21 protein-coding genes are annotated in these 25,181 nt (G+C 67.3%); 11 read left to right on the top strand and 10 right to left on the bottom strand.

Going from position 1 to position 25,181, the window contains the following annotated elements:
- Positions 1–2 precede the first annotated feature (2 nt).
- Positions 3–335 (bottom strand): GNAT family N-acetyltransferase, encoded by a 333-nt coding sequence (locus AWC07_RS20210; RefSeq protein ID WP_036413559.1) that lies wholly within the window; start codon positions 333–335, stop codon positions 3–5.
- 437 nt (positions 336–772) lie between these two features.
- Here AWC07_RS20210 and AWC07_RS27755 point away from each other — a divergent pair, with 437 nt between their 5' ends.
- Positions 773–934, top strand: coding sequence for a hypothetical protein (locus AWC07_RS27755; protein WP_167380112.1), 162 nt, complete (start codon positions 773–775; stop codon positions 932–934).
- A 120-nt stretch (positions 935–1,054) separates the two neighbouring features.
- Here AWC07_RS27755 and AWC07_RS20205 read toward each other — a convergent pair whose 3' ends face one another.
- Positions 1,055–2,326: a PucR family transcriptional regulator gene (locus tag AWC07_RS20205; protein ID WP_036413557.1), complete on the bottom strand. Its 1,272-nt coding sequence runs from the start codon at positions 2,324–2,326 to the stop codon at positions 1,055–1,057.
- Between the two features lie 523 nt (positions 2,327–2,849).
- On the opposite strand from AWC07_RS20205, the gene AWC07_RS20200 reads away from it, so the two are divergent.
- The 4 genes from AWC07_RS20200 (at position 2,850) to AWC07_RS20185 (ending at position 7,771) form a co-directional block, all read left to right on the top strand.
- Positions 2,850–4,088 carry a cytochrome P450 gene (locus AWC07_RS20200; RefSeq protein ID WP_036413555.1) on the top strand — a complete coding sequence of 413 codons (1,239 nt, stop codon included), beginning with the start codon at positions 2,850–2,852 and terminating at the stop codon, positions 4,086–4,088.
- A 61-nt stretch (positions 4,089–4,149) separates the two neighbouring features.
- A complete protein-coding gene (locus AWC07_RS20195; RefSeq protein ID WP_036413594.1) occupies positions 4,150–5,154 on the top strand; it encodes a PDR/VanB family oxidoreductase in 1,005 nt (334 codons plus the stop codon).
- Positions 5,151–6,200 (top strand): aromatic ring-hydroxylating oxygenase subunit alpha, encoded by a 1,050-nt coding sequence (locus AWC07_RS20190; RefSeq protein WP_036417815.1) that lies wholly within the window; start codon positions 5,151–5,153, stop codon positions 6,198–6,200. Before AWC07_RS20195 ends, AWC07_RS20190 begins: the two co-directional genes overlap by 4 nt.
- Positions 6,197–7,771, top strand: a complete 1,575-nt coding sequence (locus AWC07_RS20185) for a succinic semialdehyde dehydrogenase (protein WP_084293694.1) — start codon at positions 6,197–6,199, stop codon at positions 7,769–7,771. Before AWC07_RS20190 ends, AWC07_RS20185 begins: the two co-directional genes overlap by 4 nt.
- Positions 7,772–7,980: 209 nt before the next feature.
- Here AWC07_RS20185 and AWC07_RS20180 read toward each other — a convergent pair whose 3' ends face one another.
- The 4 genes from AWC07_RS20180 to AWC07_RS20165 all read right to left on the bottom strand — a co-directional run bounded on the left by AWC07_RS20180 (position 7,981) and on the right by AWC07_RS20165 (position 14,727).
- Positions 7,981–9,426, bottom strand: coding sequence for a lipase maturation factor family protein (locus AWC07_RS20180; RefSeq protein ID WP_036417813.1), 1,446 nt, complete (start codon positions 9,424–9,426; stop codon positions 7,981–7,983).
- A 76-nt stretch (positions 9,427–9,502) separates the two neighbouring features.
- Positions 9,503–10,231 (bottom strand): glycerophosphodiester phosphodiesterase family protein, encoded by a 729-nt coding sequence (locus AWC07_RS20175; RefSeq protein WP_084293695.1) that lies wholly within the window; start codon positions 10,229–10,231, stop codon positions 9,503–9,505.
- 34 nt (positions 10,232–10,265) lie between these two features.
- Positions 10,266–14,498 (bottom strand): alpha-(1->3)-arabinofuranosyltransferase, encoded by a 4,233-nt coding sequence (locus AWC07_RS20170; protein WP_139829800.1) that lies wholly within the window; start codon positions 14,496–14,498, stop codon positions 10,266–10,268.
- Positions 14,499–14,553: 55 nt separating this feature from the next.
- Positions 14,554–14,727 carry a DUF2613 domain-containing protein gene (locus AWC07_RS20165; RefSeq protein ID WP_067373497.1) on the bottom strand — a complete coding sequence of 58 codons (174 nt, stop codon included), beginning with the start codon at positions 14,725–14,727 and terminating at the stop codon, positions 14,554–14,556.
- 167 nt (positions 14,728–14,894) lie between these two features.
- On the opposite strand from AWC07_RS20165, the gene AWC07_RS20160 reads away from it, so the two are divergent.
- The 3 genes from AWC07_RS20160 to AWC07_RS20150 are packed head-to-tail and all read left to right on the top strand — an operon-like array spanning position 14,895 to position 18,038.
- Positions 14,895–16,070: a glycoside hydrolase family 3 N-terminal domain-containing protein gene (locus AWC07_RS20160; protein ID WP_036417810.1), complete on the top strand. Its 1,176-nt coding sequence runs from the start codon at positions 14,895–14,897 to the stop codon at positions 16,068–16,070.
- A gap of 57 nt (positions 16,071–16,127) precedes the next feature.
- The gene (locus AWC07_RS20155; protein ID WP_036417808.1) at positions 16,128–16,766 is read left to right on the top strand and encodes a TetR/AcrR family transcriptional regulator; all 639 of its coding nucleotides are present in this window, start codon (positions 16,128–16,130) and stop codon (positions 16,764–16,766) included.
- A 9-nt stretch (positions 16,767–16,775) separates the two neighbouring features.
- Positions 16,776–18,038: a chloride channel protein gene (locus tag AWC07_RS20150; protein ID WP_036417806.1), complete on the top strand. Its 1,263-nt coding sequence runs from the start codon at positions 16,776–16,778 to the stop codon at positions 18,036–18,038.
- A gap of 3 nt (positions 18,039–18,041) precedes the next feature.
- Here AWC07_RS20150 and AWC07_RS20145 read toward each other — a convergent pair whose 3' ends face one another.
- Positions 18,042–18,884 carry a MaoC/PaaZ C-terminal domain-containing protein gene (locus tag AWC07_RS20145; RefSeq protein WP_036417804.1) on the bottom strand — a complete coding sequence of 281 codons (843 nt, stop codon included), beginning with the start codon at positions 18,882–18,884 and terminating at the stop codon, positions 18,042–18,044.
- A 17-nt stretch (positions 18,885–18,901) separates the two neighbouring features.
- On the bottom strand, positions 18,902–20,266 hold the full coding sequence (locus AWC07_RS20140) for a 3-oxoacyl-ACP reductase (protein ID WP_036417802.1): 1,365 nt from the start codon (positions 20,264–20,266) through the stop codon (positions 18,902–18,904).
- A 166-nt stretch (positions 20,267–20,432) separates the two neighbouring features.
- Here AWC07_RS20140 and AWC07_RS20135 point away from each other — a divergent pair, with 166 nt between their 5' ends.
- Positions 20,433–21,761: an acetyl-CoA C-acetyltransferase gene (locus AWC07_RS20135; RefSeq protein ID WP_085105204.1), complete on the top strand. Its 1,329-nt coding sequence runs from the start codon at positions 20,433–20,435 to the stop codon at positions 21,759–21,761.
- A 306-nt stretch (positions 21,762–22,067) separates the two neighbouring features.
- Here the strand turns inward: AWC07_RS20135 and AWC07_RS20130 are convergent, their stop codons facing one another.
- Positions 22,068–23,903, bottom strand: a complete 1,836-nt coding sequence (locus AWC07_RS20130; protein ID WP_036415159.1) for an acyl-CoA dehydrogenase — start codon at positions 23,901–23,903, stop codon at positions 22,068–22,070.
- 210 nt (positions 23,904–24,113) lie between these two features.
- On the opposite strand from AWC07_RS20130, the gene AWC07_RS20125 reads away from it, so the two are divergent.
- The gene (locus AWC07_RS20125; protein ID WP_084293592.1) at positions 24,114–24,356 is read left to right on the top strand and encodes a 2-oxoglutarate and iron-dependent oxygenase domain-containing protein; all 243 of its coding nucleotides are present in this window, start codon (positions 24,114–24,116) and stop codon (positions 24,354–24,356) included.
- A gap of 49 nt (positions 24,357–24,405) precedes the next feature.
- Positions 24,406–24,894, top strand: coding sequence for a flavin reductase family protein (locus AWC07_RS20120; protein ID WP_036415163.1), 489 nt, complete (start codon positions 24,406–24,408; stop codon positions 24,892–24,894).
- A gap of 53 nt (positions 24,895–24,947) precedes the next feature.
- On the opposite strand, the gene AWC07_RS27750 is transcribed toward AWC07_RS20120, so the two are convergent.
- On the bottom strand, positions 24,948–25,103 hold the full coding sequence (locus AWC07_RS27750; protein ID WP_167380111.1) for a hypothetical protein: 156 nt from the start codon (positions 25,101–25,103) through the stop codon (positions 24,948–24,950).
- Between the last annotated feature and the right edge of the window lie 78 nt (positions 25,104–25,181).

Genomic DNA, 25,181 nt, shown 5'->3' with positions numbered 1-25,181 from the left:
ACTCAAGCCCGAGATCGCACCGCCGCGTGCGCCTGCGGCGTGATCGGGTCGAGGATGTCGTCGTAGTCGTCGTGTTTGTCGACGTAGGCCGCGACGAACGGGCAGATCGCCACGATGCGCTTTCCCGCCGCGCGGGTGTCCGCCAGCGCCGCGGCGATGAGCGTGCTGGCCAGGCCGCGGCCGGCGAATTTCTCGTCGACCTCGGTGTGGTAGAAGATGCGCTGGCTGCCGGTGTCGGCAGTGTCGACATAGGCGGTCAGCCCGGCCCGCACGCCGTCGGCGCTGATCTCATAACGATTGTTCTCGGTGGCGTTGGTGACGGTCGGTTCGGTCATGTCCCCACTCTCTGGTCGCGTTATTCATCGTGGCCGGGACCAACCGGTGAGACGTCGTCCCGGCGGCTTTGGGGCCACTCGCTGTCCCACCGCCACACCGGCTACGCTACCGGCCGCAGTCCGCGGAGGCTGCCCACTAATCGGCGACGGGCGGGTGTCACCCGTGGTTCGACCGCGCGGCCGGCTGGCCAGTCGGACCGCCAGGGCCCACCGATGATGGCGATCCCCGCACCGCCTTGTCCGCCGGGGACTAATGCACGTCGATAGTTCGTCGGTCCGGGACGTCGCCGAGGACCGGCTCGCTGGGTAATTTCGATTCCCGAGCGCGGCACAGGATTCGAAGCGAAATGCAGAATTCAATCGCCGACCGTGCCTGAGTAATCAAAAACCTACTGTTCCGCTTTGCGGAAGAAAGCGAGCCAACCATGTTCATGTCCGTGCTGACCATCGTCGCGATGCTGGTGCTGGTTTTGTTTCCGGTGCTAATTCCTGGAGCCGTCGCCGTCGTGCCGGCGGTGTGGCGCGTCGTCCGCCCTGTCGGCGGCATGGTCGCACGCATTGCCGGCGTACCGCGTGCTGCCCTCAGGCCGGCTGTTTGACAGCTCATCCGCCACGATGACCTCTGCAACAGGTGGTGCACCATCTGCCCAGCTATGCGCGACCCCCGGTCCGGGGACGGACGCCCCGAACCCAAAGTGCTTGTAGCTCGGCCGAACACGTCAACCGAGCACGGCCGTGCCGTACCAGCCGCACAGCAGAAGTGCTACTTCGACATCGAGCCGGTCGCCGGCAATCGTCCGGCCTCGGCGTTCGAGCGCGCGCCGCACCCGATACTTCACCGAATTGACGTGAAGATGCAGCTGCTCTGCGGCGGCTTTATAGCTCGAACCGGTGCGCAGGAACACCCGAAGGGTTTCCCGAAGCCGCCTGTCGCTGTCCGTGGTGGAAGCGAGGGGGCCGAGCACCTCGCCAACCCAGATACGTGCCGCGGTCAAGTTGCCAACTAACAGCGCAGCCATCGCCAGTTCGGGATCGCTGGCCGCGGTGACCCGGCGCACCGTCGCACCCGGTGCAATAGCGACTGCCCGGGCGTCCTGGGCCTGGTCGTGCGAACGGCGGAAGCCCGCCACTCCAGGCAGCGGGTCGCCGACTGCGAGGTACAGGCCGTCGGCTGCGGCCTGCGCGAACCGACGAATCCGCGCTACCGCGGTCGATATGCTGTCGGGCGGCACCGGAATCCACGCCCAGCCCGTCACTTGATCCACGGCGATGAACAGCGAGTCATTTTGAGCACCAATCGATCCGGCGAGGTCCTCGACGAACCGCTCCATCTGCCCCAGCGCCATGAGATTGCCGGAATCTGGACACCAGACGATGGCCGAAAGGTGAATACGTCTGAGCGGGTAGCGGATTGCGGTCGTCATCGCGTCGACGTCGACGTCGGCTCCGGAAAGGATCTCCCGAACACGCAGAGCGCGCAGGCTGTTCCGGTTCTCGACCCAGCGCTCCCGCTCGTCTTGATAGGTTTCCACCACCAGCTGCGAGATCCGGTCGATGTACTCGAACGAGACCGCTTCCATCTGCTCGTAGACGTCCAGGCCAAGCTTCGGGTCCAGGCCGGCGGCCCGGATCTCGGCAAGCACTACGTCAAGCGCTGCTCGGTGGCCGAGCCGGTAAGCGCGTACCAACGCGTTTGCGGACACCTCCCGCTGCGCCAAGCGCCGCGCATACTCCAGTGCAGCGGTCGGCGGCTCAACGTGACTGACCGGGATGTTGTAGCGAATGGCCGCGAAGAACGTGTCGACATTCGTAGCTACGGTGTCTTCCAGTAGTTGCAGCAACTGTGCGTCTCCGCGCAACTCCGAGATCTCGCCGACCAACAACGTCTGGATGGCGCGTGTGGTCTGGTTGAGCTTGCTGTCCAGCCGACTCGCGATCATGGCCGCGGCCTTGGCCACAATCGCCACGTCGGCGTGGCTGTTTTCGGCCATGAACTCAACGGTAGTTCGTATTCGCGCCCACGGGGAAGTCGATTTCGCGGCTCGCGCCGATGATTTGGCTTCTCAGGCCAAGGTTTCATTGGTAATTGGTCCGTAGCGGACGTCGCGGTGCTGATCCGAGCGTCGTAGCCTCCACAACGAACGCATCGCCGAATCCTACGGCTCCTGGCCCAGTTACGGCATCGCCGAGAAATGAGGAGAATATGTGGGCTACGCGTCACCGGGTGTGCTTAGCGCCCGCGCGGCGCAAGTGTTACTCGGAACGGCACACCGCTCGCCAACTATGCCGCGGGCTACGTTGTCACACAAAGATTTCAGGCGACGAAACGCTACGCACCCACCTGACCCGATGTGGCCGCGATGCCTCTCCCAGGGCAAGTCAATCATCGTCGTCAGGCTATTTACCGTCAAGGCATTGCGGCGCACACTGAAGATCAGCGGAGACCCCTCGACCGCTTGCTTGCCGCCGGAAGCCGAAACGCCAAGTAATTCAACGCAAGTACAAGGAGTCTCCATGACCACTATCGAACGCCGTGACCTCGACACCGTCGACCTGGCCGACCCAGCCGTCTGGGACGACGGCCCGCCCTACGAACTCTTTGCGCAACTGCAGCGCGAGTCACCCGTGCACTTCAGCCCGCAGCGCAACCTGCCCGGAGAGGGCGGATTCTGGTCCATCACCCGCTACGACGACGTCCGGGCCCTGAGCCGGGATCACCGCACCTTCTCCTCCGAGCGGCGCGGCATCTTTCACATGGACGACATCGGCGTACCGCTGGATCTGCAACGGCTGCAGTTGATTTCGATGGACCCGCCGCGCCACGACCGGCTCAAGGCGCTGGTCATCAAGGAATTCACTCCCGAGGCGGTCGCCGCGCACGAGAACCGGGTCAGGCAGATCATCAACGGCGTCCTCGACGGTGTCGCCGGGCGGGAGAGATTCGACCTGGTCGCCGACGTCGCGCGGCCCATACCTGCCCGCGTGATCGGCTCGCTGCTGGGCACGCCACCCGAGGACGACGCGAAGCTGGTGCACTGGACGAACGTGTTCACCGCGTTCGAGGACCCGGCCATCCGCGAGCAATGGCAAGACACCATGGCGGTCGTCGGCGAGATCACCGAGTACACCCAGAACCGGATCGCGCAGCGCGACGATTCGATAGGCGGCAACCTGCTGACCGCCATGGTCGACGCCGAGGTCGAGGGCGACAAGCTCAATGAGCTCGAAATCGCAACCTTCTTTGTCTTGCTGATGTCGGCGGGCAACGACTCGACGCGGGCCACCTACAGCGCGACCATGCTGGAGATCCTGCGCGACCCGCAGTTGCGCCAGCTGCTGCGCCGGCACCCTGAGCTGATCCCGGCGGCGGTGGAGGAGGGGCTGCGCTGCTACCCGGCGTTCTCGTTCATGGCCCGGGCCGCCACCAAGGACACCGAGCTGCACGGCCAGCCGATCAAAGAGAACGACCGGCTACTGCTGTGGTACATCGCGTCCAACCGGGACGAGAGCGTGTTCCCCAATCCGCACACCTTCGACATCACCCGGTCCGGCCTCGCCGATCAGCACCAGGCCTTTGGCGGTCGGGGACGGCATTTCTGCCTGGGCGCCAACCTCGCCCGTCTCGAGCTGAAGCTGTGGATCCAGCAGACCCTGGAGCGCTTCCCCGACCTGGAGCTGGACGGCGAGCCCACCCGGGTTCGGGCGTTGTTCCTGAACCAGTACAACTCGGTGCCGGTGCGGAGGACATCGTGACCGGCGCCGACGACGATGCGGTGGCGGCACCTCCCGCTTGCGATGAAGGGGAGTGGCGCTGATGACCACGCTCGAACAGCCGACCCGCGCCCGGCCCGCCTACCGCGAAGTCGAGATCGAAGTCCAGGTGCGCCGCCGCGAGACCGTCTCCGACGGTGTCGTCGCATTGACGCTGGCCGCACCGGACGGCGTCGACCTGCCGGAGTGGGCGCCGGGTGCGCACATCGATCTGCTGATGACGCCGTCGCTGGTGCGCCAATACTCACTTTGCGGCGACACCGCGAACCGCGCCGAGTGGCGCGTCGGAGTACTGCTCGACCCCGACAGTCGCGGCGGGTCGCAGTTCGTGCACGACAAGCTGCACGAAGGGGCAACCGTGCGAGTGCGCGGGCCACGCAACCACTTTCCGCTCGTGGGTTCGCCGCGGTACCTGTTCATCGCGGGCGGCATCGGCGTGACGCCGATCCTGCCGATGATCGCTGCGGCGCAGGCGGCCGGCGCCGACTGGCGCCTGCTCTACGGCGGCCGGACACGCTCGTCGATGGCCTTCGTCGACGAACTTCGGCGGCACGGAGATCGGGTAACCGTGTGCGCCCGCGATGCGGGTGACGGTGCGAGCTTCCGGGCCAACCTCACCGCTGCGCTGGCGCAACCGGGTCCGAACACGCTGGTGTACTGCTGCGGACCCGAGGGCCTGCTGACCGCCGTCGAACAGGCGTGCCGCACCTGGCCGGAGGACAGCCTGCACGTCGAGCGGTTCGCCGCCAAGGAGCTCGACCCGCTGGCACCGGACTCGCTGGTGACCTTCGAAGTGGAATGCCAGCGCTCCGGTCTGACTTTGACTGTGCCGCAGGATAAGTCGGTTTACCAGGTATGCGAGGAGGCGGGTGTCGACGTGCTCGGGTCCTGCATGGAGGGCGTGTGCGGCACCTGCGAGTGCGACGTGCTCGAGGGCGAGCCCGACCATCGGGACTCGGTGCTCAACGACGCGGAGAAGGCCCGGGGCGACGTCATGATGATCTGCGTTTCCCGCTCCCGTTCGGAAAGGCTGGTGCTCGACCTATGAGGTCCAACTATCCATTCAACTGCTGGTATGTCGCCGCCACCAGCGTCGAGGTGGGGCAGGGTTTGCTCGCTCGCCGCCTGCTCGACAGGCCGGTCGTGTTGTACCGCCGCAGTTCCGGTGACGTGGTGGCGATGGAGGACCGCTGCGTCCACCGGGCCTATCCGCTGTCGGCCGGCCGCCGCGACGGAGATCGTCTGGTGTGTGGCTACCACGGCTTCGCCTACGAACCCGACGGCTGCCTGGTCGACGTGCCGTCGCAGGAGAACGTGCCACCCGGGGCGCGGGTGCGCAGCTACCCGGTGCACGAACAGCCGCCGTTCGTCTGGATCTGGCTCGGCGATCCCGGCGTCGCGGCGTTGCGCCCGCCGCCACGGGTGCCGTGGTACGCCGACGGGACGGGCTGGGGTAGCACCATCGAGGTGCTACGTGTCGAGGCGAACTACCTGCTGCTGCATGAGCACTACCTCGACCTCACCGACGTGTTCGTGATGCATCCCGAGGCGGTGCCCCCGGATATCGAGGTGTTGCCACCGCTGGACGAGGTCGAGGTCTCCGAGCGGTCGGTCTCCTACGGGCGGGTGACACCTCCCAGCCGGCTGGCCGGCTGGGAGGCCCAAGTCACCGGCCTGCCCGCCGAGACCGTGGGCATCCGCCGTGAGGAGGGCACGTTCGTCTCACCCGGCCTGCATGTCCAGCACTACGTCATCGACTCCGAGGACCGAAGAGCATACGAGTTATTGCGGATTCAAGGCTTCACACCCGAATCCCCAGCGGCCACCCACGTCTTCTTGCAGATGGCCCGCAACTATGCCACCGAAGACGACCACGTCGCCGAGTTCCTGCGGGCCATGTTCGGCGACTGGGCGTTGCGGGATTCGGCTGTACTGGCATCGATTCAGCGTCGCCTCGGGGAGGAGGCCGTGCCGCGTCGCGACATCAACGTCAAGGCCGACCGGGCCGCGGTCCGGGCGCGCCGCATCGCGATGGAGATGGTCGACGAGGAAACCGGCCGCTTCGCATTGAACCGCATCCTGGCGACGTCATGACTACCCTCGACAGAGCTTCCGCCGACACCGCGGACTCCGTTCTGCTGCAGGAGCTGGCCGATCTGGTGACGGCCGCCGCCGCGGGTTACCGCCTCGAAGTCGGCAACGCGATGACGGGCCGTCCCCTCGGCGACGTTCCGCGGTGCACGGTCGACGATGTGGCCGCCGCGGCCGAACGGGCCCGCGCGGTGCAACCCGCGTGGGCCGCGCGGCCGATCCGGGAACGCGCCGCGGTGCTGCTGCGCTTCCACGACCTGGTGCTGCAGCACCAGGACGAAGTCCTCGACCTGATCCAGCTGGAGAACGGCAAGGCGCGCCGGCACGCGTTCGAAGAGGTCCTCGACGTCTGCCTGACCGCACGCTACTACGCTCACACCGCCGCCGATTACCTCAATCCCAAGCGCCGTCAGGGCGCTCAACTGGCCCTGACCCAAGTGACCGAACTGCATCACCCCAAGGGCCTGGTGGGCATCATTTCGCCGTGGAACTACCCGTTGACCCTGGGCATCAGCGACGCCCTGCCGGCGATCGTCGCCGGCAACGCAGTGTTGACCAAACCAGATCAGCAGACACCGTTCTCGGCGCTGTGGGCGGTGCGATTGCTCGAGAAAGCCGGGCTGCCAACGGGTTTAATCCAGGTTCTCACCGGCTCGGGGTCCGAGCTGGGTACGTCAATCATCGACCAATCCGACTACCTGATGTTCACCGGCTCGACCGCGGTGGGTCGCACCGTCGCGGCGCAGGCGGGTGAGCGGCTCATCGATTGCTCGATGGAACTCGGCGGCAAGAACGCATTGCTGGTCCTCGACGACGCCGACGTCGACCGGGCCGTGTCCGGCGCCATACGGGCGTCGTTCTCCAACGCGGGACAGCTGTGCATTTCCGTCGAACGCATCTATATTTCGGCAGCGCTGTCCGGCCAATTCACCGAGAAGTTCACCGACGCCGCCAAGGCGATGAAACTCTCTGCAGCCCTCGACTATTCAGCGGACATGGGCTCGCTGATCTCGGACCGGCAACTCAAGACGGTGACACACCACGTCGACGACGCGCTGAGCAAGGGCGCCGCGGTACTGGCCGGCGGTCGGGCGCGCCCCGACATCGGGCCGCACTTCTACGAGGCCACCATCCTCTCTGGGGTGCGGGAGGGCATGGCCGCATTCGCCGACGAGACGTTCGGACCCGTGGTCTCGTTGTACCCCGTCGACAGCGAGGACGAGGCGATCGACAAGGCCAATGACAGTGCCTACGGGCTGAATTTCAGCGTCTGGACCTCCGACGCCGCGCACGGTCGGCAAGTTGCGGCCCGGCTGCAGGCGGGCACCGTCAACGTCAACGAGGCCTATGCGGCGGCATGGGCATCGGTCGATGCACCGATGGGCGGCATGAAGGCCTCCGGCATCGGGCGCCGCCACGGCGAGCATGGCATCCTCAAATACACCGAATCGCAGACGATTGCGGTCGAGTGCCTGCTGCCGGTCGGCGCACCGGTCTGGCTTGATGCGGGCCGCTACGCGCGGATCATGACCGCCGGCCTTCGGGTCCTGCGCCGAATGCCGGGCGTCAAGTAGGAGGACTGCGATGCCAAATCAATTCCACTACGACGTCGCAGTCATCGGATCCCGGCTTCGGAGGATCGGCGGCCGCGTTGCGGCTCACTGAAAACGGCTACGTGGCAAGCATTTTAGCGCCGAGTAGGCGAGACCATCGCGTAAGACCGGATGCAGGCCGATGCACGTCCAGCGTGGCGGGGAGGCAAGCGCGGGCCTTTTCTTTTGGTTCAGCCGTTGTGCGGGGATGTCACTCTCCCAAGGGTCATCGGCCGCACGTAGCTACCCACCAATGTGCGATGCCACCAGGCATGATCCCGTCGCAGCTCCTGAAAAGTGGTGAAGCGATACCGATAAAGCTGAGCACGCACGTATCGCGGTGGTGCATCCGGAAACGGGTTGCACCGCAACAGCTTCAGCGTCGGTGGATCGTTGCGCAACAGCCGCGTCAGCAACGGTGTCATCCAGGGCAGCGCGTAGCCCGCAGAGATGGCGGCAAACCACATCAGCCAGTCCAGGCGAAGGTGGTAGGGCGCCCATTGCCGCGGCATTCGGCGCACCGAGCCGGGCTTGCCCTTGAATTCGTACTCTTTCCACACCGTGTCGCCGGTGAGCTCGTCCTCGGCGGTTCCTTCGATCACCACCTCGTGGCGGGTGCGGCCGATGCTGCCGAATGCGCCGTAGGTGTTGACCAAATGAAAGGGGTTGAACGACATGTTCATCCGCTGCCGGGTGGACAGCATGTTGCGTGCCGGCCAGTAGCTCAGAATCAACACCGCCGCGGCGAACACAAAGACCAGGGCGGTGAACCACAGCGGCGCGGCCAACGCGGGTTGAGCAGGGACCGGCAGCACCGCCGCCAGCGATGCCTGGTCGACCGCGCTGCACGCCAGCAGGATCGTCAGCCAGTTGAGCCAGGAGAAGTTTCCCGACAACACCAACCACAGCTGGGTGACGATGATGACGGCCGCGGCAACGCTGGCGACCGGTTGCGGGGCGAACAATCCGAACGGCACGACCAGCTGCGCAAAATGGTTGCCCGCCACCTCGATCCGGTGCAGCGGCTTGGGCAGGTGATGGAAGAACCAGCTCAGCGGCCCCGGCATGGGTTGCGTCTCATGGTGGTAGTACAGGCACGTGAGGTTGCGCCAGCACGGGTCACCGCGCATCTTGATCAGACCCGCGCCGAACTCGACCCGAAACAACAGCCAGCGCACCAGCCACAGCGTCAGAATCGGCGGTGCCACCCGGGCGTTGCCCAGGAAGATCATCAGGAATCCGGTTTCGAGTAGCAATGACTCCCAACCGAATCCGTACCACACCTGGCCCACGTTGACGATCGACAGATACAGCACCCACAGTGCGAGCCACATCAGCATGGCGGCCCACAACGGAACCAAGTCGGCCAAACCGGCGACGACCGCCGCCGACAGCAGGGCGCCGAACCAGCACCCGCCGGCGAACAATCGGTCGGAATAGCGAAGGTGAAAGAGGCTCGGTGTTCGCCAGAAGGACCTGCCGGCCACATATCGCGGCACCGGCAGCATTCCCTGCTCTCCGATGAGCGCCCGGAACTGCAACGCGGCGGCGACGAACGCGGTCAAGTAGATGACCGCCGCGCCCCGCTCGAGCACCATTCTGCCCAGCCAGTATTCGGGTGCCGAAAACCATCCCATGGCAGTACTCCTCGGACGGTGACCGCGTATCCAGTTAACCAGTCGGCAAACCGGTAGCCAACAGCTGCCGCACCCCCTACCACTCTCCCCGCGAGGCAAGCACCTCACGGAGCAGGTCCGCGCGATCGGTGATGATGCCGTCCACACCGATGTCGAGAAGCGCATGCATGGCCGCGGGGTCGTCGATCGTCCAGGCGTGCACCTGACGTCCGCAAGCATGCATGGCCCGCAGCAACGCCGGCGTGATCACCGGCACGCCGCCCAGCCGCGGCGGCAACTGCACGCAGTCGCTGTCGCGCAGCATCCGCTGCGCATACGCCCGCCGGCCCGCCGACCGGGCCGCCATGAACGCCATGAACGCGCCCGTACCCGCCGCGCTGGCGACCCGCTGGGTGAGCAGACGCACGGCCCGCTGGCGACGCCGGTCGGAAAACGACGCGATCAGCACCCGGTCGTGCACCTTCAACCGCTCGATGACCGCGACGGTCGGTTCGATGGCCGACTCTGCCTTGATGTCGATATTGACCCGCGCGTCCGGGAAGGTGACAAGGAGTTCTTCGAGCGTCGGAATCGGTTCTCCGGAGCCCAGATCCGCGGCACTGGCCTGCCGCCAGGACAACTGGTCGATCGCACCCGGAACTCCGGACGCGAGCGGGAGCCGGCGGTCGTGCAGGATCACCGCGACGCCGTCACGGGTGGCGCGAACGTCGGTCTCGAGGTAGCGAAACCCGAGCTTCACCGCCTCGTGAAACGCCGCCATGCTGTTCTTGGGCAGCCTGAACGAGGTGAACCCCCGGTGCGCCATGGCAATTGGCCCGGTGCTGCGAAAGAACGCCACGTCAAATCTCCTGTTCGGGGTCCTGGCCGGGACTCTCATCCTTGGTCCGCATCGACACCGATGCGGCCAACACCGCGATCGAAATCAGGGCCAGCAGTTGGACACTGGCCGAATGGCCGGCGTAGCCGTCCACCGAGCGCCACGGATGGCGAGACAATACTGCCCCGGCCAGAATCAGACCACCCGCGCTCACCCCGACGGTGATCCGGCCGAGCAACCGTTCCCGGTCGCGCAACACATACCGCAGCCCGAGGGCGGCGCCTACCACGGCAACTCCCGCCACCCCGGCGATCGCCGCGCCGGCCGCCAGCACCGCGACCGTCGCCGACGGCCCGGGTACCCAGGGGCGTACGGCCGCATGGCCGAAGTCCTGCCCTCGCCGCCGCCAGAACGCGAGCAGGGCCAGCACCGGCAGCAACGTAAGCCCGAAAGCCAGGCCGCATCGATACACCGAGTTGGGCGCGAAGGTGAGGGTGATGGTGCCGGGATCACCGGCGGGCACCACCCAGCCCTGCTGCCAGCCGTTGACCGCGACCGCGGTCAGCCGGGCTCCGCTACTGGTACGCGCCACCCAGCCGGGGTTGATGCTTTCCGGAATGACCAGCACTCGCGGGGTTGCCGAGGCGGGCGCCCGCACTTCCCGACGGCCCGGTCCCCACACCCCGGTTGACGCGGGAACCATTGTGGTGGTGGGCAATTCGGCTGCTTCCGGCGCCGACAGCTGGGCGCCGTCGACAACGAATTCCGCTCCCGGGCTGATCAACAGCTCCTGTTGGCCGGCCGGCAGGGCGATCGGGTCGCGTTCGCAGGGCAGCGCCGCAACCGGTTCGCCGTCGAGCAGCGTGCCCACCGTGGTCCGAATCGAGGTGTGCACGAAACGGCCGGCCACCGCGATGACCGGGCCGTGCTCACAGTCGACGGTGATCTCCCGGGATCGGTTCCGCACGGCGTCCGCGGGCGCGATCGGACCACCGCCGGCGCCGAGCGCGGTCACCTCGGCCAGGCCGGGAGGCTTGAGTTGGTCGAAGCCCAGCGCGTTGCGGTCGATGATGTCTTCCCAGTCGAGCAGGCTGATGGTGACCGTGTCGGTGACGCGGGGGTGCAACGACAGCGTCTGCGGCTCGCCGTGGCGAGCGACCGCACGCACCTGGGGCCCGTCGCCCAGGTCGACGGCCACCATCGTCGGGTGGGCGGGTAACGCCGACCGGGTGGGCAGCAGGCGGAGTCCGGCCACCTCGGTGGGCCGGGGCAGGGTGAGGGTCAGGGTCGGCGGTGACTTGTACTGCACCACCCGCTGCGGCGCGGTCCACGCGGTGGCGGGGTCGCCGTCGGTGGCGGCGTAAGCCGAGCCCAGGACGTCGAGCACATCGGAATCGCCGCGCGCGCGGGTGGTGTCCGGCTCGGCGATCAGATCGGCAAGTTTGGGCCCCTGCCTGGGCCGGACCCACACCGTCGGGGTCACCGTCGTCGGGCGCGGCACGGTGAGCGTGCGGCTGAAGTTGACCGGCTCCTCGGGCGCCAGGGCCATCGACGCGGCGCAGCGCACCGTTTCGGGCGCCGGCGCGCAACCCGGCCGGCCCAGCAGTTCGGACCCCAGATCCCAGCGCGCGATCGTCGAATCCGCCGGCGGCCCGGGTACCGCCACGGTGTGGTGCAACTGCACCGGATGGGCGAACCCGGACGCGTCGTACTGGGTGATCGCCAGGTCGGTGACACCGAACTGCACCCCGGCGGACCCGTCGTCGCTGGCGGCCGCGGTAACCCGCACCCAGGGCGTTTCGCCGTAGGGAAGCGCCGCGGTGAGCGGCTTGCCCGCCTCGTCGAACCGCAGGGTGGTGCTGCCGGTGGCGGTCTCGACCAGGATGCGCCGGATCTGCGCGCCGACGGCGGTAGCACTCGGCGTCAGGGTGATGACGGCGTTGGCCACCGGATGATCGAAGTCCACCTGCAGCCATTGCCCGACGGCGGCCTGCAGTGCGTTGGACACCCAGGCGGTCGCCGAGTCGCCGTCGATCGCGGCCGCCGCCGAGGTGGCCGGGGCCACGTCGGGCATGGCGGTGGAATCCGCCGACGAGCTCGACACCGTGACGCGGCCACCGGTCCACCCGCCGTACACCAGGTCGGCGCCGGGGACCGGATAGTCGGGCACCCGGTTGTAGGTATGCCGGGCGTCCCCGGGCGCCCGGATCGCCGAGGAGTGCTGATCCACCCGGCCGTAGTCGGTTTCGCGGGCCACCGGAGTGTCGGTGACGGTCACCAGCGGTGCCGGCAGCCCGCCGGCGACGGCGTCGGCCGTCAGCAGCACCGGACCCAGCCCCGGTTGGCCCGACAGCCGCCGCCGCTCGTCGAGACGCAGCAGCACTTCGGGTCCGCCGTCGACGTGAGGCAGCCGGTCGGTGTCGACGAAGTAGGGCGCCCCGGCCGAAAGCGACTCACCGACCCGGTATATCACTCGGTATATCTCTAAAGCGGGATAGCGGGGCCGCAGTCCGCTGTCGTTGACGAACCCGGCCAGCAAGCCGGGGCCCACCGGCGCGCCGAACTCCGCCACCTTCGCCAGCCCGGGTGAGCCGGCGACCGCGCGGTGCACCAGGATCGGGCGTGCCGAGCGCGACGTCTCGGGGTCCAGATCGTTACGCAGCACCAGATATGAAATGCCTTGGCGGGCAAGGGTATCGGCCAGGCCGGCCGATGGGCGTCCGGCCGCGAACAAGCGTTGCACCGAGTCCAGCGCCCGGATTGTCTGCGGCGGGGTCAGCGGGATGGAGTCGCGTACCCCCCACGGGCTGCTGCCCAGCACCTGGAGCGGCTCGTCGTGGCTGGTGCCCCATACCTGGGTGGCGAACGGCGCCCCGGGCACCACCAGCACCCGCCCGGGCGCCGGTGTCCCGGTGTTGTGCGCGTTGAGCCAGTCGGCGGCCTCATGCCAGTACCGCGGTATCGCACTGAAGGTGCCGGGCGGGGTAAGCCGCCCGGTCCAGGCCAGCGAGGTGCTGACCGCCAGCGCGGTCAGCACGACGACTCCCGCCGCGATCCGTTTGTCGCGTTCCGGATGGGCAAAAGCACTCAGCCACAACGCCTTCGGTGCACTACCCGGGAGCGGAATCCGGGCCAGCAACCCCGCGATGCCCAGCACCAGCGGCAGCCGGACCACCGGCCCCAACTTGTGCACGTTGCGCAACGGCGTACCGGCGGCGTCCAGGAACAGCTGCACCTGGTGGGCCAGCGGCGAACCCAGCCCACCGCTGTAGCCGACGGCCAGCAACACCACCCCGACCAACAGCATCGTCACCAGCCGCCCGCGGGCCGGCATCGCCGGGCTGGCCAGTCCGGCCAGCCCGGCCGCCGCCACCAGACACGTACCCAGGATCGCGACCGACCCGGTCACCAGCGGCGCCCCGGCGGTCGCGTCCGGCGCCACGAACGGGGTCCAGCTGTCGGTGCCGCGCAACACCTCCGCCAGCGACGACCACTGCGTCGTCACGCCGGAGGATTCGATGAAGTCCAGAAACGGCGGACTGACCCCGCGCAGCTGACTCAGCGCCACTACCCACCACAGCGTCGCCAACACCAGCGCCACCAGCAACCACGCGGTATAGCGCCACCACAGTCGGTTGGGCCGATGACAGGCCAGCCAGATCACCGCGGGCAGACAACCGGCCACCGTCGCGATGGCGTTCACCGCGCCCATCAGCGCCACCGCCACACCGGCCTGGGCCGCCAGCGCCCGTACCGATCGGCCCGGCGTGCCCCGCAGGGCCAGAATCGTCGGCAGCAGCACCCACGGCGCCAACATCATCGGCAGCGTTTCCGACGAGATGGACCCCAGCGTGGTCAGCGCCCTCGGCGACAGCGCAAACGCCCCCGCCGCGATCACCCGCGATGCCGGGCTGCCGATGCCCAGCGCCTCGGCGACCCGCAGCAAACCCCAGAAGCCGACCGTGAGCAGCACCGCCCACCACAACCGTTGGGTGATCCAGCCCGAGATGCCCAGCAGATGACCGATCAGGAAGAACGTCCCGTGCGGAAACAGGTAGCCATATGCCTGGTTCTGGGACTGGCCGAACGGCAGCTCGCTGTTCCACAGGTTCGTCGCGCGCGCCAGGAACCGCAGCGGGTTGGCGGTGAGATCGAGTTTGGTATCGGGGGAGACCCGACCGGGTGACTGGGCGAACGTCAGCGTCAGCGACACCGCCCCGACCAACAGCAACCACCGGCGGGACAGGGGCGTCACCGGCGGGTCTGCCGCTAGCGCCGCCGCGCTGACCTTCGAAGCCGACGCCGCCGGACTAGCTACGGTTGCCGTACTCGACCCGGTTGAGCACTGACGACGACGGATCGCCCCCGGGTAGTGGCGGCTTCGTGTCCTGCTGCACCATCAGGGTGATACCGAAGATTGCGGCCGCGCCCAGCAACAGACCAACCACCACGCTCGCGGCGGCGGGCGCGATGATCCGGTTCATCGTTGGCTCCTTGAGGCGTGAGGTCGTGACGGGAAAAACCTAGCCGCCAACCTAGCAGAACCCGCGCTCCTGGCTGGCGGGGTCGTCCTACGGGTCGGTCGGTCGACAACGTAACGGTGGTTGCCCCCAAACCCGGCGCCGAAACACCACCGTGACAGCATGTCCGGATGGCTTTTCCGCGCACACTGACGGTGCTTGCGGCCATCTCAGTGCTGGTGGCCGCCTGCGGCCACGGCGGCACCCGAAGCGGATCGTCGTCGACGTCGGCGTCGAGCACGCCGCCCGGCCCGCCCCCGGTCGCCGCTCCGGCACCACGGGTGTGTGCCGACCCGACGGCCGTGCCGGCGTCGTTGTCCACCCGGGACAAGCTGGCCCAGCTGCTGATGGTGGGGGTGCGCGACGCCGCCGACGCCAAGGCGGTGGTGAGCACCTATCGCGTCGGCGGCATCCTGATCGGCAGTGACACCGACCTGTCCATGTTGAACGGTCCGCTGGCCGACCTCGCCGCCGGGGCCGGCCCGCTGCCGCTGGCCGTCGGCGTCGACGAAGAAGGCGGCCGGGTGTCGCGGTTGCACTCGCTGCTCGGCGGCAGAGGGCCGTCGGCGCGGGAGCTGGCCCAAACTCGAACCGTTGCCCAGGTCCACGATCTGGCGTTGGAGCGGGGCCGGCAGATGAAGAAACTGGGTATCACCGTCGACTTCGCGCCGGTGGTCGACGTCACCGACGCCCCCGACGACACGGTGATCGGGGACCGCTCGTTCGGTTCGGATCCGGATAAGGTCACCGCCTATGCCGGCGCCTACGCGCAGGGGCTGCGCGATGCCGAGCTGCTGCCGGTGCTCAAGCACTTCCCGGGCCACGGTCGCGGCTCGGGTGATTCGCACACCGGCGGGGTGACCACGCCGCCGTTGAGTGAGCTGGTGGCCAGCGACCTGGTGCCCTACCGCACCCTGCTGACCCAGACCCCGGTCGCAGTGATGGTGGGCCATCTGCAGGTTCCCGGGTTGACCGGCAGCGAACCGGCCAGCCTGAGCAAGGCCGCGGTGGACCTGCTGCGCACCGGCACCGGATATGGCGGCCCCGCCTTCGGCGGCCCGGTGTTCAGCGACGACCTGTCCAGCATGGCCGCGATCTCGGACCGCTACGGCGTGGCTGAGGCGGTGTTACGCACCTTGCAGGCCGGCACCGATATCGCGTTGTGGGTCACCACCAAAGAGGTGCCCGCCGTCCTGGACCGGTTGGAACAGGCGCTGGCTGCCGGCGAATTGCAGATGCCCTCGGTCGACGAATCGGTGGTGCGGCTGGCCGCGATGAAGAACGTCTCCCCGAACTGTGGTCATTAGCTGACGACCGCATTGCCTACCCTGGAGTCAGATCGATCGGCTGGAGGGTGCACGGCAATGGCAGGTGGTACGAAGCGGCTACCGCGTGCTGTCCGCGAGCAGCAGATGCTGGATGCCGGCGTACAGATGTTCTCGGAAAACGGCTATCACGAGACCTCGATGGACACGATCGCCGCCGCGGCGCAAATCTCCAAGCCGATGCTGTACCTGTACTACGGCTCCAAGGAAGACCTGTTCGGCGCCTGCCTGAACCGTGAGATGAACCGGTTCATCGACGCGCTGCGCGCCGACATCGACCTGACCGTGAGCCCAAAAGACTTGCTGCGCAACGCCATCGTGTCGTTCCTGCGCTACATCGACACCAACCGGGCGTCGTGGATCGTGATGTACACCCAGGCCACCAGCTCGCAAGCGTTCGCCCAGACGGTGCGCGAGGGTCGTGAGCAGATCATCGACCTGGTCGCCGGGATGCTGCACGCCGGGACCCGCAGCCCGCGGTCGGACGCCGAAATCGACATGATGGCGGTTGCGCTGGTAGGGGCGGGTGAGGCGGTGGGGACCCGGCTCAGCGTCGGCGACATCGACGTCGACGAGGCGGCCGAGATGATGATCGACTTGTTCTGGCACGGCCTCAAGGGCGCGCCCGCGGAGCGCGACACCGGCCCGAACCTGGGTCCCAACTTCGCCGCAAGCTAGATTCGTGCGGTGCCTAACCGGCCGGCCCGCCCCAACCTCGACTTTTTCTGCGCGGTGATCGTCGCCGGCCTGCTGGCCGGGCTCGCCGGTTTGTCGACGACGGTGGTGCTGCGCTTCGTCGAACACCTCACCTACCACTACACTTTCGGCTCGCTGCTCGATGGGATCACCGGCAGCAGTCCGGTCCGGCGCGCGGTGGGGCCGATGGTCGGCGCCGCTCTGGCGGGGCTGGGCTGGCGGGTCTTGCGCCGCAGCACCAGGGTGCCGCCGCTGGCCGGAACCATCGCTCGGCATGAGCGGATACCGCCGGTGTCGTGGAGCATCGACGCCGCGCTTCAGATCGTGCTGGTGGGCTCCGGCGCCTCGCTCGGCCGCGAAGGCGCGCCACGCCAATTCGCCGCTGCCCTCACCGATGTGGGAAGCCGGTGGCTCCGGCGGCTGTCACCCGGCGATCGGGAGATCCTGCTGGCGTGTGCCGCCGGGGCCGGGCTGGCGGCGGTCTACGCCGTCCCGCTGGCCGGGGCGCTGTTCGCGCTGCGGATCATGCTCAACACCTGGCGGTTGCGGGCGGTGGGGGCGGCACTGATCACGTCCAGCCTGGCCGTCGCGATCGGTTCGGCGGTCACCCACGATCGTCCCGAACTCGACTGGCCCCGTGCCGAATCGACCTATCTGCTCAGCGCGCACGGATTGCTGCTGGCGCCCTTCGCGCTGGTGGTGGGTTTGACGTTCAACCGGATCATGGCCGCGGCGCGGCCGCGCACCCTGCTGCGGTCCTGGATCCTGATCCCCGCGCTGGCGGCCGCGGGGTTGCTGACCGGCATCTGCTCGCATTGGTGGCCCCAGCTGCCCGGAAACGGCAAGAGCATCCTGACGGTCAGTCTGGCCAGCGGGATGACGCTGTCGTCGGCGGCCGTGATCTTGGTGCTGAAGCCGTTGCTGACCGCGCTGTTCCTGCGCGCCGGCGGAGCCGGCGGGCTGCTGACACCGTCGTTGGCCACCGGCGCTGCGGCGGGGTCGCTGCTGGTGCTGACGCTCAACGAGGCGACCGGCACGCACCTGCACGGACCGGTGATCTCGCTGGCGGGTGCCGCCGGTGTGCTTGCGGTCACCCAGGGCTCGCCCACCTGGGCGGCGATCTTCGTCTGGGAGCTGGCGCGGCCACCGATTTGGATGCTGGTGGTCTTTCTGGTCACCGCGGTCGGTGCGGAAGCATTGAAGCGGCTCGCTGTCGGCCGCCGGCTCCCACACCTCGACCATCGCGCGGGCTGATCGCTACAGCGGCCGCAACGTCCCGGTCAGATGCGGATACCCCTTCGGCATGTTGCGCAACGACAGGTCCCAGCCGTTATCGGCTTCGTCGATGTAGACGCCGACGCTGGCCGGCAGCAGCACCGGCTTGCCGAACCGCACCGAATACCGCACCGGGTCCGGCAGCCGGGCCTCGATGTTCGCCAAAACCGCTGCGGCGCTGAACATCCCATGTGCGATGACGGTGGGGAAGCCGAACAATCGCGCCGCGATCGGATTGGTGTGGATGGGGTTGTGATCTCCGCCGACGGCCGCATAGCGGCGGATTCGGGCCGGCGTGATCCGCAGCAGGGCAGCCGGTGGGGGCAGCTTGGGCTGTTTCTGCGGCGGTGGTTTCGGTTCGCCGGACAAGCTGGTGCGTTGCTGATGCAGGAAGGTCGTCACCTGCTGCCAGGCGAGCTCGTTGCCGACGCTGATCTCGGTCACCAGGTCCACCAGCAAGCCCTTGCGGTGCTCTCGCAGGTTTTCGGCGTGCGCCCGCACGCCGACCGTGTCGGTCACCGCGATCGGCCGGTACCGGGTGATGTGGTTCTCGGTGTGTACCGATCCCATTGCGGCGAACGGGAAATCGAAACCGGTGACCAATGCCATCACCGAGGGAAACGCCAACGCGAACGGGTAGGTCAACGGAACGTCGTTGCCGTAGCGCAGACCGGTGACCGCCGCGTAGTCGGCCACGTTGGCGTGGTCGATCCGAAGCTCCTCGACGGTGACCGTGCGGGTGGGCAGCTGGCCGCCGCGCGGCACCATGGGCAACGCCCCCGCCGCCGCGCGGAGCATGTTTCTCAGGCCGCTTGGCTGGTTCACCGGATCCTCCTAGCCGCTCAAGCGCCGATCATGGCTTGGCCGCAGACCCGAATAACGTTGCCGGTCACCGCATTTGACGCCGGGCTGGCGAAATAGGCGATGGTCTCGGCCACGTCGACGGGCTGCCCGCCCTGCATCAGCGAGTTCAGCCGCCGGCCCACTTCGCGGGTGGCCAGCGGGATGGCCGCCGTCATCTGCGTTTCGATGAATCCCGGTGCGACGGCGTTGATCGTGATGCCCTTGTCGGCCAGCTCCGGCGCCAGCGCCTGGGTGATGCCGATCATGCCGGCCTTGGTGGCGCCGTAGTTGGTCTGTCCGCGGTTGCCCGCGATGCCGGCGATCGACGACAACCCGACGATTCGCCCGCCCTCTCCGATGCTGCCGTTTCCGACCAGGCCCTCGACCAACCGAAGCGGGGCAAGCAGATTGACGGCGATCACCGAGTCCCAGCGGGCGTCGTCCATATTGGCCAACAACTTGTCGCGGGTGATACCGGCGTTGTTGACCAGGATGTCGGCCTTGCCCCCGTGGTGGTCGCGTAGGTGCTCGGTGATCTTGTCGACGGCGTCGTCGGCGGTGACGTCCAGCCACAGCGGCGTGCCGCCCACGCTGCTGGCGGTCTCGGCCAAAGCCTCCTCGGCGGACTCCACGTCGATCGCCACCACCCGGGCGCCGTCGCGGGCGAACACCTCGGCGATCGTCTTGCCGATGCCGCGGGCAGCGCCGGTCACGATGGCCACCTTGCCGTCGAGCGGGCGGTCCCAGTCGGCCGGCGGGGTGGAATCGGCCGCTCCGACATAGAACACCTGACCGTCGACGTAGGCCGACTTGGCCGACAGGATGAACCGCATGGTCGATTCGAGCCCGGTGGCTGCCGGCTTGGCGTCGGGCGACAGGTACACCAGCGTGACCGTGCTGCCGCGCCGCAACTCCTTGGCCAGTGACCGGGTGAAGCCCTCCAGCGCGCGCTGCGCAATCCGTTCGTGGGTGTCGGTGATCGCTTCGGGAGTGGTGCCCACCACCGCCACCCGCGCGCAGGCGCCCAGATTGCGCAGCAGCGGTGTGAAGAATTCGTGCAGGCTCTTGAGCCCGGCTGGGTCGGTGATGCCGGTGGCGTCGAAGACCAGCCCGCCGAAAGAGTCGGCCCAGCGGCCGCCGAGATTGTTGCTCACCACGTCGTAGTCATTGTCCAGGGCGGCGCGCAGCGGCTCGACCACCCGGCCGTCCCCTCCGATCAGCAGCGATCCGACCAAGGGCGGATCTCCCGGCCGATACCGGCGCAGCGTCTCAGGTTGCGGGACACCGAGTTGCTTGGCCACGAACGATCCGGGTCGGGAGCTGACAACCTGCGAGAACAGATCGGACGAGAGCTTGGGAGCCACTGAGCTGCCTTCCGTGTCGGGTATGTGTTGCTATCAGCAACCGTATCGAGGATGAACTTACTTGAGAGTAAGAACAGTGGGTAGTATGGCCTGCAACGGTTGATGCCCAAAAATCCGTAGGACCTCCGATAGACCACAGAACCCGCAGATTCCCGGAGAACGCAAAGTGCCCGCAGCTGCTCAACAGAATTCCGAGTCCAGGCGTCGAGTCGCCGTCCTGGGCGGCAATCGCATCCCCTTCGCCAGGTCGAACGGCGCTTACGCCGACGCGTCCAACCAGGACATGTTCACCGCGGCGCTGGGTGGACTGGTAGACCGGTTCAACCTGCGCGGTGAACGCCTGGGTTTGGTGGCCGGCGGCGCGGTGCTCAAGCACAGCCGCGACTTCAACCTGATGCGCGACTGTGTGCTGGGCTCGGAGTTGTCGCCGTACACACCGGCCGTCGACCTGCAACAGGCCTGCGGCACCGGCCTGCAGGCCGCGATCGTCGCCGCCGACGGGATCGCGGCCGGTCGTTACGAGGTGGCTGCTGCCGGCGGGGTGGACACCACATCCGACCCGCCGATCGGCCTGGGTGACGACCTGCGCCGGAACCTGCTCAAGCTGCGCCGGTCCAAGTCCACTGTGCAGCGATTGAAGCTGCTGGGCACCCTGCCGGCCAGCCTCGGTGTGGAGATCCCGGCCAACAGCGAGCCGCGGACCGGGCTGTCCATGGGAGAGCATGCGGCCATCACCGCCAAGCACATGGGCATCAAACGCGTCGACCAGGACGAGCTGGCCGCAGCCAGCCATCGCAATATGGCTAACGCCTACGACCGCGGGTTCTTCGACGACCTGGTCACGCCGTTCCTGGGGCTGTACCGCGACGACAATATGCGGCCTGACTCCAGCGCCGAGAAGTTAGCCACCTTGCGTCCGGTTTTCGGGGTGAAGGCCGGCGATGCGACGATGACGGCGGGCAATTCGACTCCGTTGACCGACGGCGCCTCCGCGGTGTTGCTGTCCAGTGAGCAGTGGGCGGCTGACCATTCGCTGTCACCGCTGGCCTACCTCGTGGATGCTGAGGCCGCGGCCGTCGACTATGTCAACGGCAGCGACGGTCTGCTGATGGCGCCAACCTACGCCGTGCCGCGCCTTCTGGCCCGAAACGGGCTGACGCTGCAGGATTTCGACTTCTACGAGATCCATGAGGCGTTTGCTTCGGTGGTGCTGGCACACCTGCAGGCGTGGGAATCCGAGGAGTACTGCAAGCAGCGGTTGGGCCTTGACGCCGCGCTGGGCGCGATCGATCGCTCCAAGCTCAACGTCAACGGTTCGTCATTGGCCGCCGGTCACCCGTTCGCCGCGACGGGCGGGCGGATCCTGGCTCAGGCAGCCAAGCAACTGAGTGAGAAGAAGGCGGCGGGCAAAGGTGGCTCGAGTAAGCCCCTTCGTGCGCTGATCTCGATCTGCGCGGCCGGTGGCCAGGGCGTCGCCGCGATCCTGGAGGCCTGACGCGGCCTGAACAAGTCGGCCCAAAGTCCGCGAAACGAAAAGATTTGCCGGCGGGTTTATTACCCGGAGTCGATGGGTAATTGTTACCTCGGGTAGCCCCGCGTTGTGGTCTGACCCCCCGACCCTGGCCGCAGCGCGGGGCAATCCGTTGGTCGACCGCCGGTCGGCAGTCCTTAACGACGGGCGTACGAAAAGGGCCGCCGCTGGAGCGAGGGGATCCAGCGGCGGTCTTTTCCGGATGCCCCACCAGACGCAGATCCCCCGTTTCAACGAGGAAACGGGGGATCTGGCTGTTGGATGGGTGGTTTAGAAAGCAGCCTCGTCGAGCTCCATGATGTCGTTGTCGAGGGTCTCGATCACCTCGCGGGTGCTGGTCAACAGCGGCAGGAAGTTCTTGGCGAAGAACGACGCCACCGCGACCTTGCCTTCGTAGTAGGCGCGCTCGTCGCCGGTGGCACCCGCGTCGAGAGCCGCCACCGCCACCGCGGCCTGACGCTGCAGCAACCAGCCGATGATCAGGTCGCCGACGCTCATCAGGAAGCGCACCGAACCGAGGCCCACCTTGTAGAGGCTGGTGACGTCCTGCTGGGCAGCCATCAGATAGCCGGTCAGCGCGGCCGCCATGGCCTGGACGTCGGCCAGCGCCTTGGCCAGCAGCGCCCGCTCGGTCTTCAGCCGGCCGTTACCGGACTCGCTGTCGACGAACTCCTGGATCTGGCCCGATACATGGGCCAGCGCCACACCCTTGTCCCGGACGATCTTGCGGAAGAAGAAGTCCTGCGCCTGGATGGCGGTGGTGCCCTCGTAGAGGGAGTCGATCTTGGCGTCCCGGATGTACTGCTCGATCGGGTAGTCCTGCAGGAAGCCGGAGCCACCGAGGGTCTGCAGGCTCTCGGTGAGCTTGGCGTAGGCCTGCTCGGAACCCACACCCTTGACGATCGGCAGCATGAGGTCGTTGACCTTGGCGGCCAGCTTGGCGTCCACGCCGTGCACCACCTCGGCAACCGCCGCGTCCTGGAAGGTGGCGGTGTAGAGGTAGAGCGCACGCAGACCCTCGGCGTAGGCCTTCTGGGTCATCAGCGACCGGCGCACGTCGGGGTGATGCGTGATGGTCACCCGCGGCGCGGTCTTGTCGGTCATCTGGGTCAGGTCGGCGCCCTGCACGCGCGACTTGGCATATTCCAGCGCGTTGAGGTAGCCGGTCGACAGCGTTGCGATGGCCTTGGTGCCGACCATCATCCGGGCCTGCTCGATGACCTCGAACATCTGGGCGATGCCGTTGTGTACCTCGCCGACCAGCCAACCCTTGGCGGGCACACCGTGCTGTCCCAGCGACAGTTCACACGTCGCCGACACCTTGAGACCCATCTTGTGCTCGACATTGGTGACGAAGACGCCATTACGGGCACCGAGCTCGCCACTTTCCGGGTCGAACAGGAACTTCGGCACGAAAAACAGGGACAGCCCCTTGGTGCCCGGGCCGGCACCCTCGGGACGAGCCAGCACCAGGTGGAAGATGTTCTCGAACAGGTCGCCGGAGTCCCCGGAGGTGATGAATCGCTTGACGCCGTCGATGTGCCAGGAGCCGTCCTCCTGCTGGACGGCCTTGGTGCGTCCGGCACCCACGTCCGAGCCCGCGTCCGGCTCGGTGAGCACCATCGTCGACCCCCAGCCGCGCTCGGCGGCCAGCACGGCCCACTTCTTCTGCTCCTCGGTGCCGAGGTGGTAGAGGATGCTGGAGAAGCCGCCGCCGCTGGCGTACATCCACACCGCCGGGTTGGCACCCAGAACGTGCTCGTGCAGCGCCCAGACCAACGCCTTGGGCATCGGCATCCCGCCCAGCACCTCCTCGACACCGGCCTTGTCCCAGCCGGCGTCCATGACCGCGCGGACGGAATCCTTGAACGCCTCCGGCAGCGTCACCGAGTGCGTCTTCGGGTCGAATACCGGCGGGTTGCGGTCGCCCTCGACGAACGATGCGGCAACCGGTCCCTCAGCCAATCGGCTGACCTCGACCAGCATCTCCCGGGCGGTGTCGACGTCCAGGTCACTGAACTCGCCCTTGCCCAAAGCCTTGTCAACGCCCAGCATCTCGAACAGGGTGAAAACCTGGTCGCGGACGTTGCTCTTGTAGTGGCTCACTACGGTCCTCCTCGTTGAGAATGCCACTTGCGGTTGGGTACTAGTCAAAGTTACCCACCAGTAACACCGCTAAAATATATCGGCGGCGTAGTTGTACGCAAGTTACTGTGAGCTACATTTCACGTGCGAACCAACCAACCGGTTGGATTCCGCCTGTCGTCATCCTCGGCAGGCGCTGCTACCTGCGACGATGACGCTCGCTATGCGAACGTGAGAGGCGTCACGGCGTTACCGGTAGTGGATCTGCAAGCCCCGACCGGTCACCTGCACAGCCCCCTGCGCAAGGCCGCCCATCGGCTGGGCTTCTGCTATGTGGCCGGCCACGGGCATGTCCGAGAGCTCTTCGCCAGGATGCCCCAGGCGGCGCGGCGGCTGTTCGCACTGGCGCAGGTGAAAAACGACCCGGATGTGGCATCCCGGTACGGATATGTCCCCCGATATCGCGCCGGGTAGTGTCGGCTGCGAGAAATCCGTCCTCGGCTCGAGGGGCGAATGAGGTCCGGTGAATTCACACAGCAACCTGACACCGTCCTCCCTGCGTGAGGCTTTCGGACACTTCCCATCCGGGGTGGTGGCTATCGCCGCCGAAATCGACGGGATCCGGGAAGGCCTGGCTGCCAGCACCTTCGTTCCCGTCTCGCTGGACCCGCCGCTGGTGTCGTTCTGTGTGCAGAACATTTCGACGACGTGGCCCAGACTCAAGGCTGCCCCGACGCTGGGCATCAGTGTGCTGGGCGAAACCCATGACGAGGCTGCGCGCACCCTGGCGGCCAAGACCGGGGATCGGTTCGCCGGGCTCGAGACGGTGTCCAGCGACAGCGGCGCGGTCTTCGTCAAGGGCACCAGCCTGTGGCTGGAGAGTGCGATCGAGCAATTGATCCCGGCCGGGGATCACACCATCGTTGTGCTGCGGGTCAATCAGGTCACCGTGGATGCCGACGTCGCACCGATCGTCTTCCACCGCAGCGTCTTTCGTCGGCTCGGCGTCTGAGCACCGCTCGGATAACCTCGATCACTGCGCGACGGCCCGCCTTAGGCTGGCCGCTACCGGGGCTCGGCCAGCTCTTCCCAGAAGCCCTGGATGCGGCGTTCGATTTCGGCCGGGTCGTCGTGTCGCCCTTCCTTGTGGGCGGCGTTCGCGCGGACCGACAACTCCCTGATTGGCGTTCGAATGTCGTTAATGCTTTTGGTTTCGCGCATCATTTCCTCCTGCCTTTCCGAGCTGCGGGCGGGCTTGACCCGACGCCACGCATAAGAGGGGTACCGGATGCCGCTGTC

Source organism: Mycobacterium gastri (genome assembly GCF_002102175.1).
Classification (GTDB): Bacteria; Actinomycetota; Actinomycetes; order Mycobacteriales; family Mycobacteriaceae; genus Mycobacterium; species Mycobacterium gastri.
The sequence above is the reverse complement of the archived record's forward strand: the minus strand, read 5'-3'. Positions and strand labels throughout refer to the sequence as shown.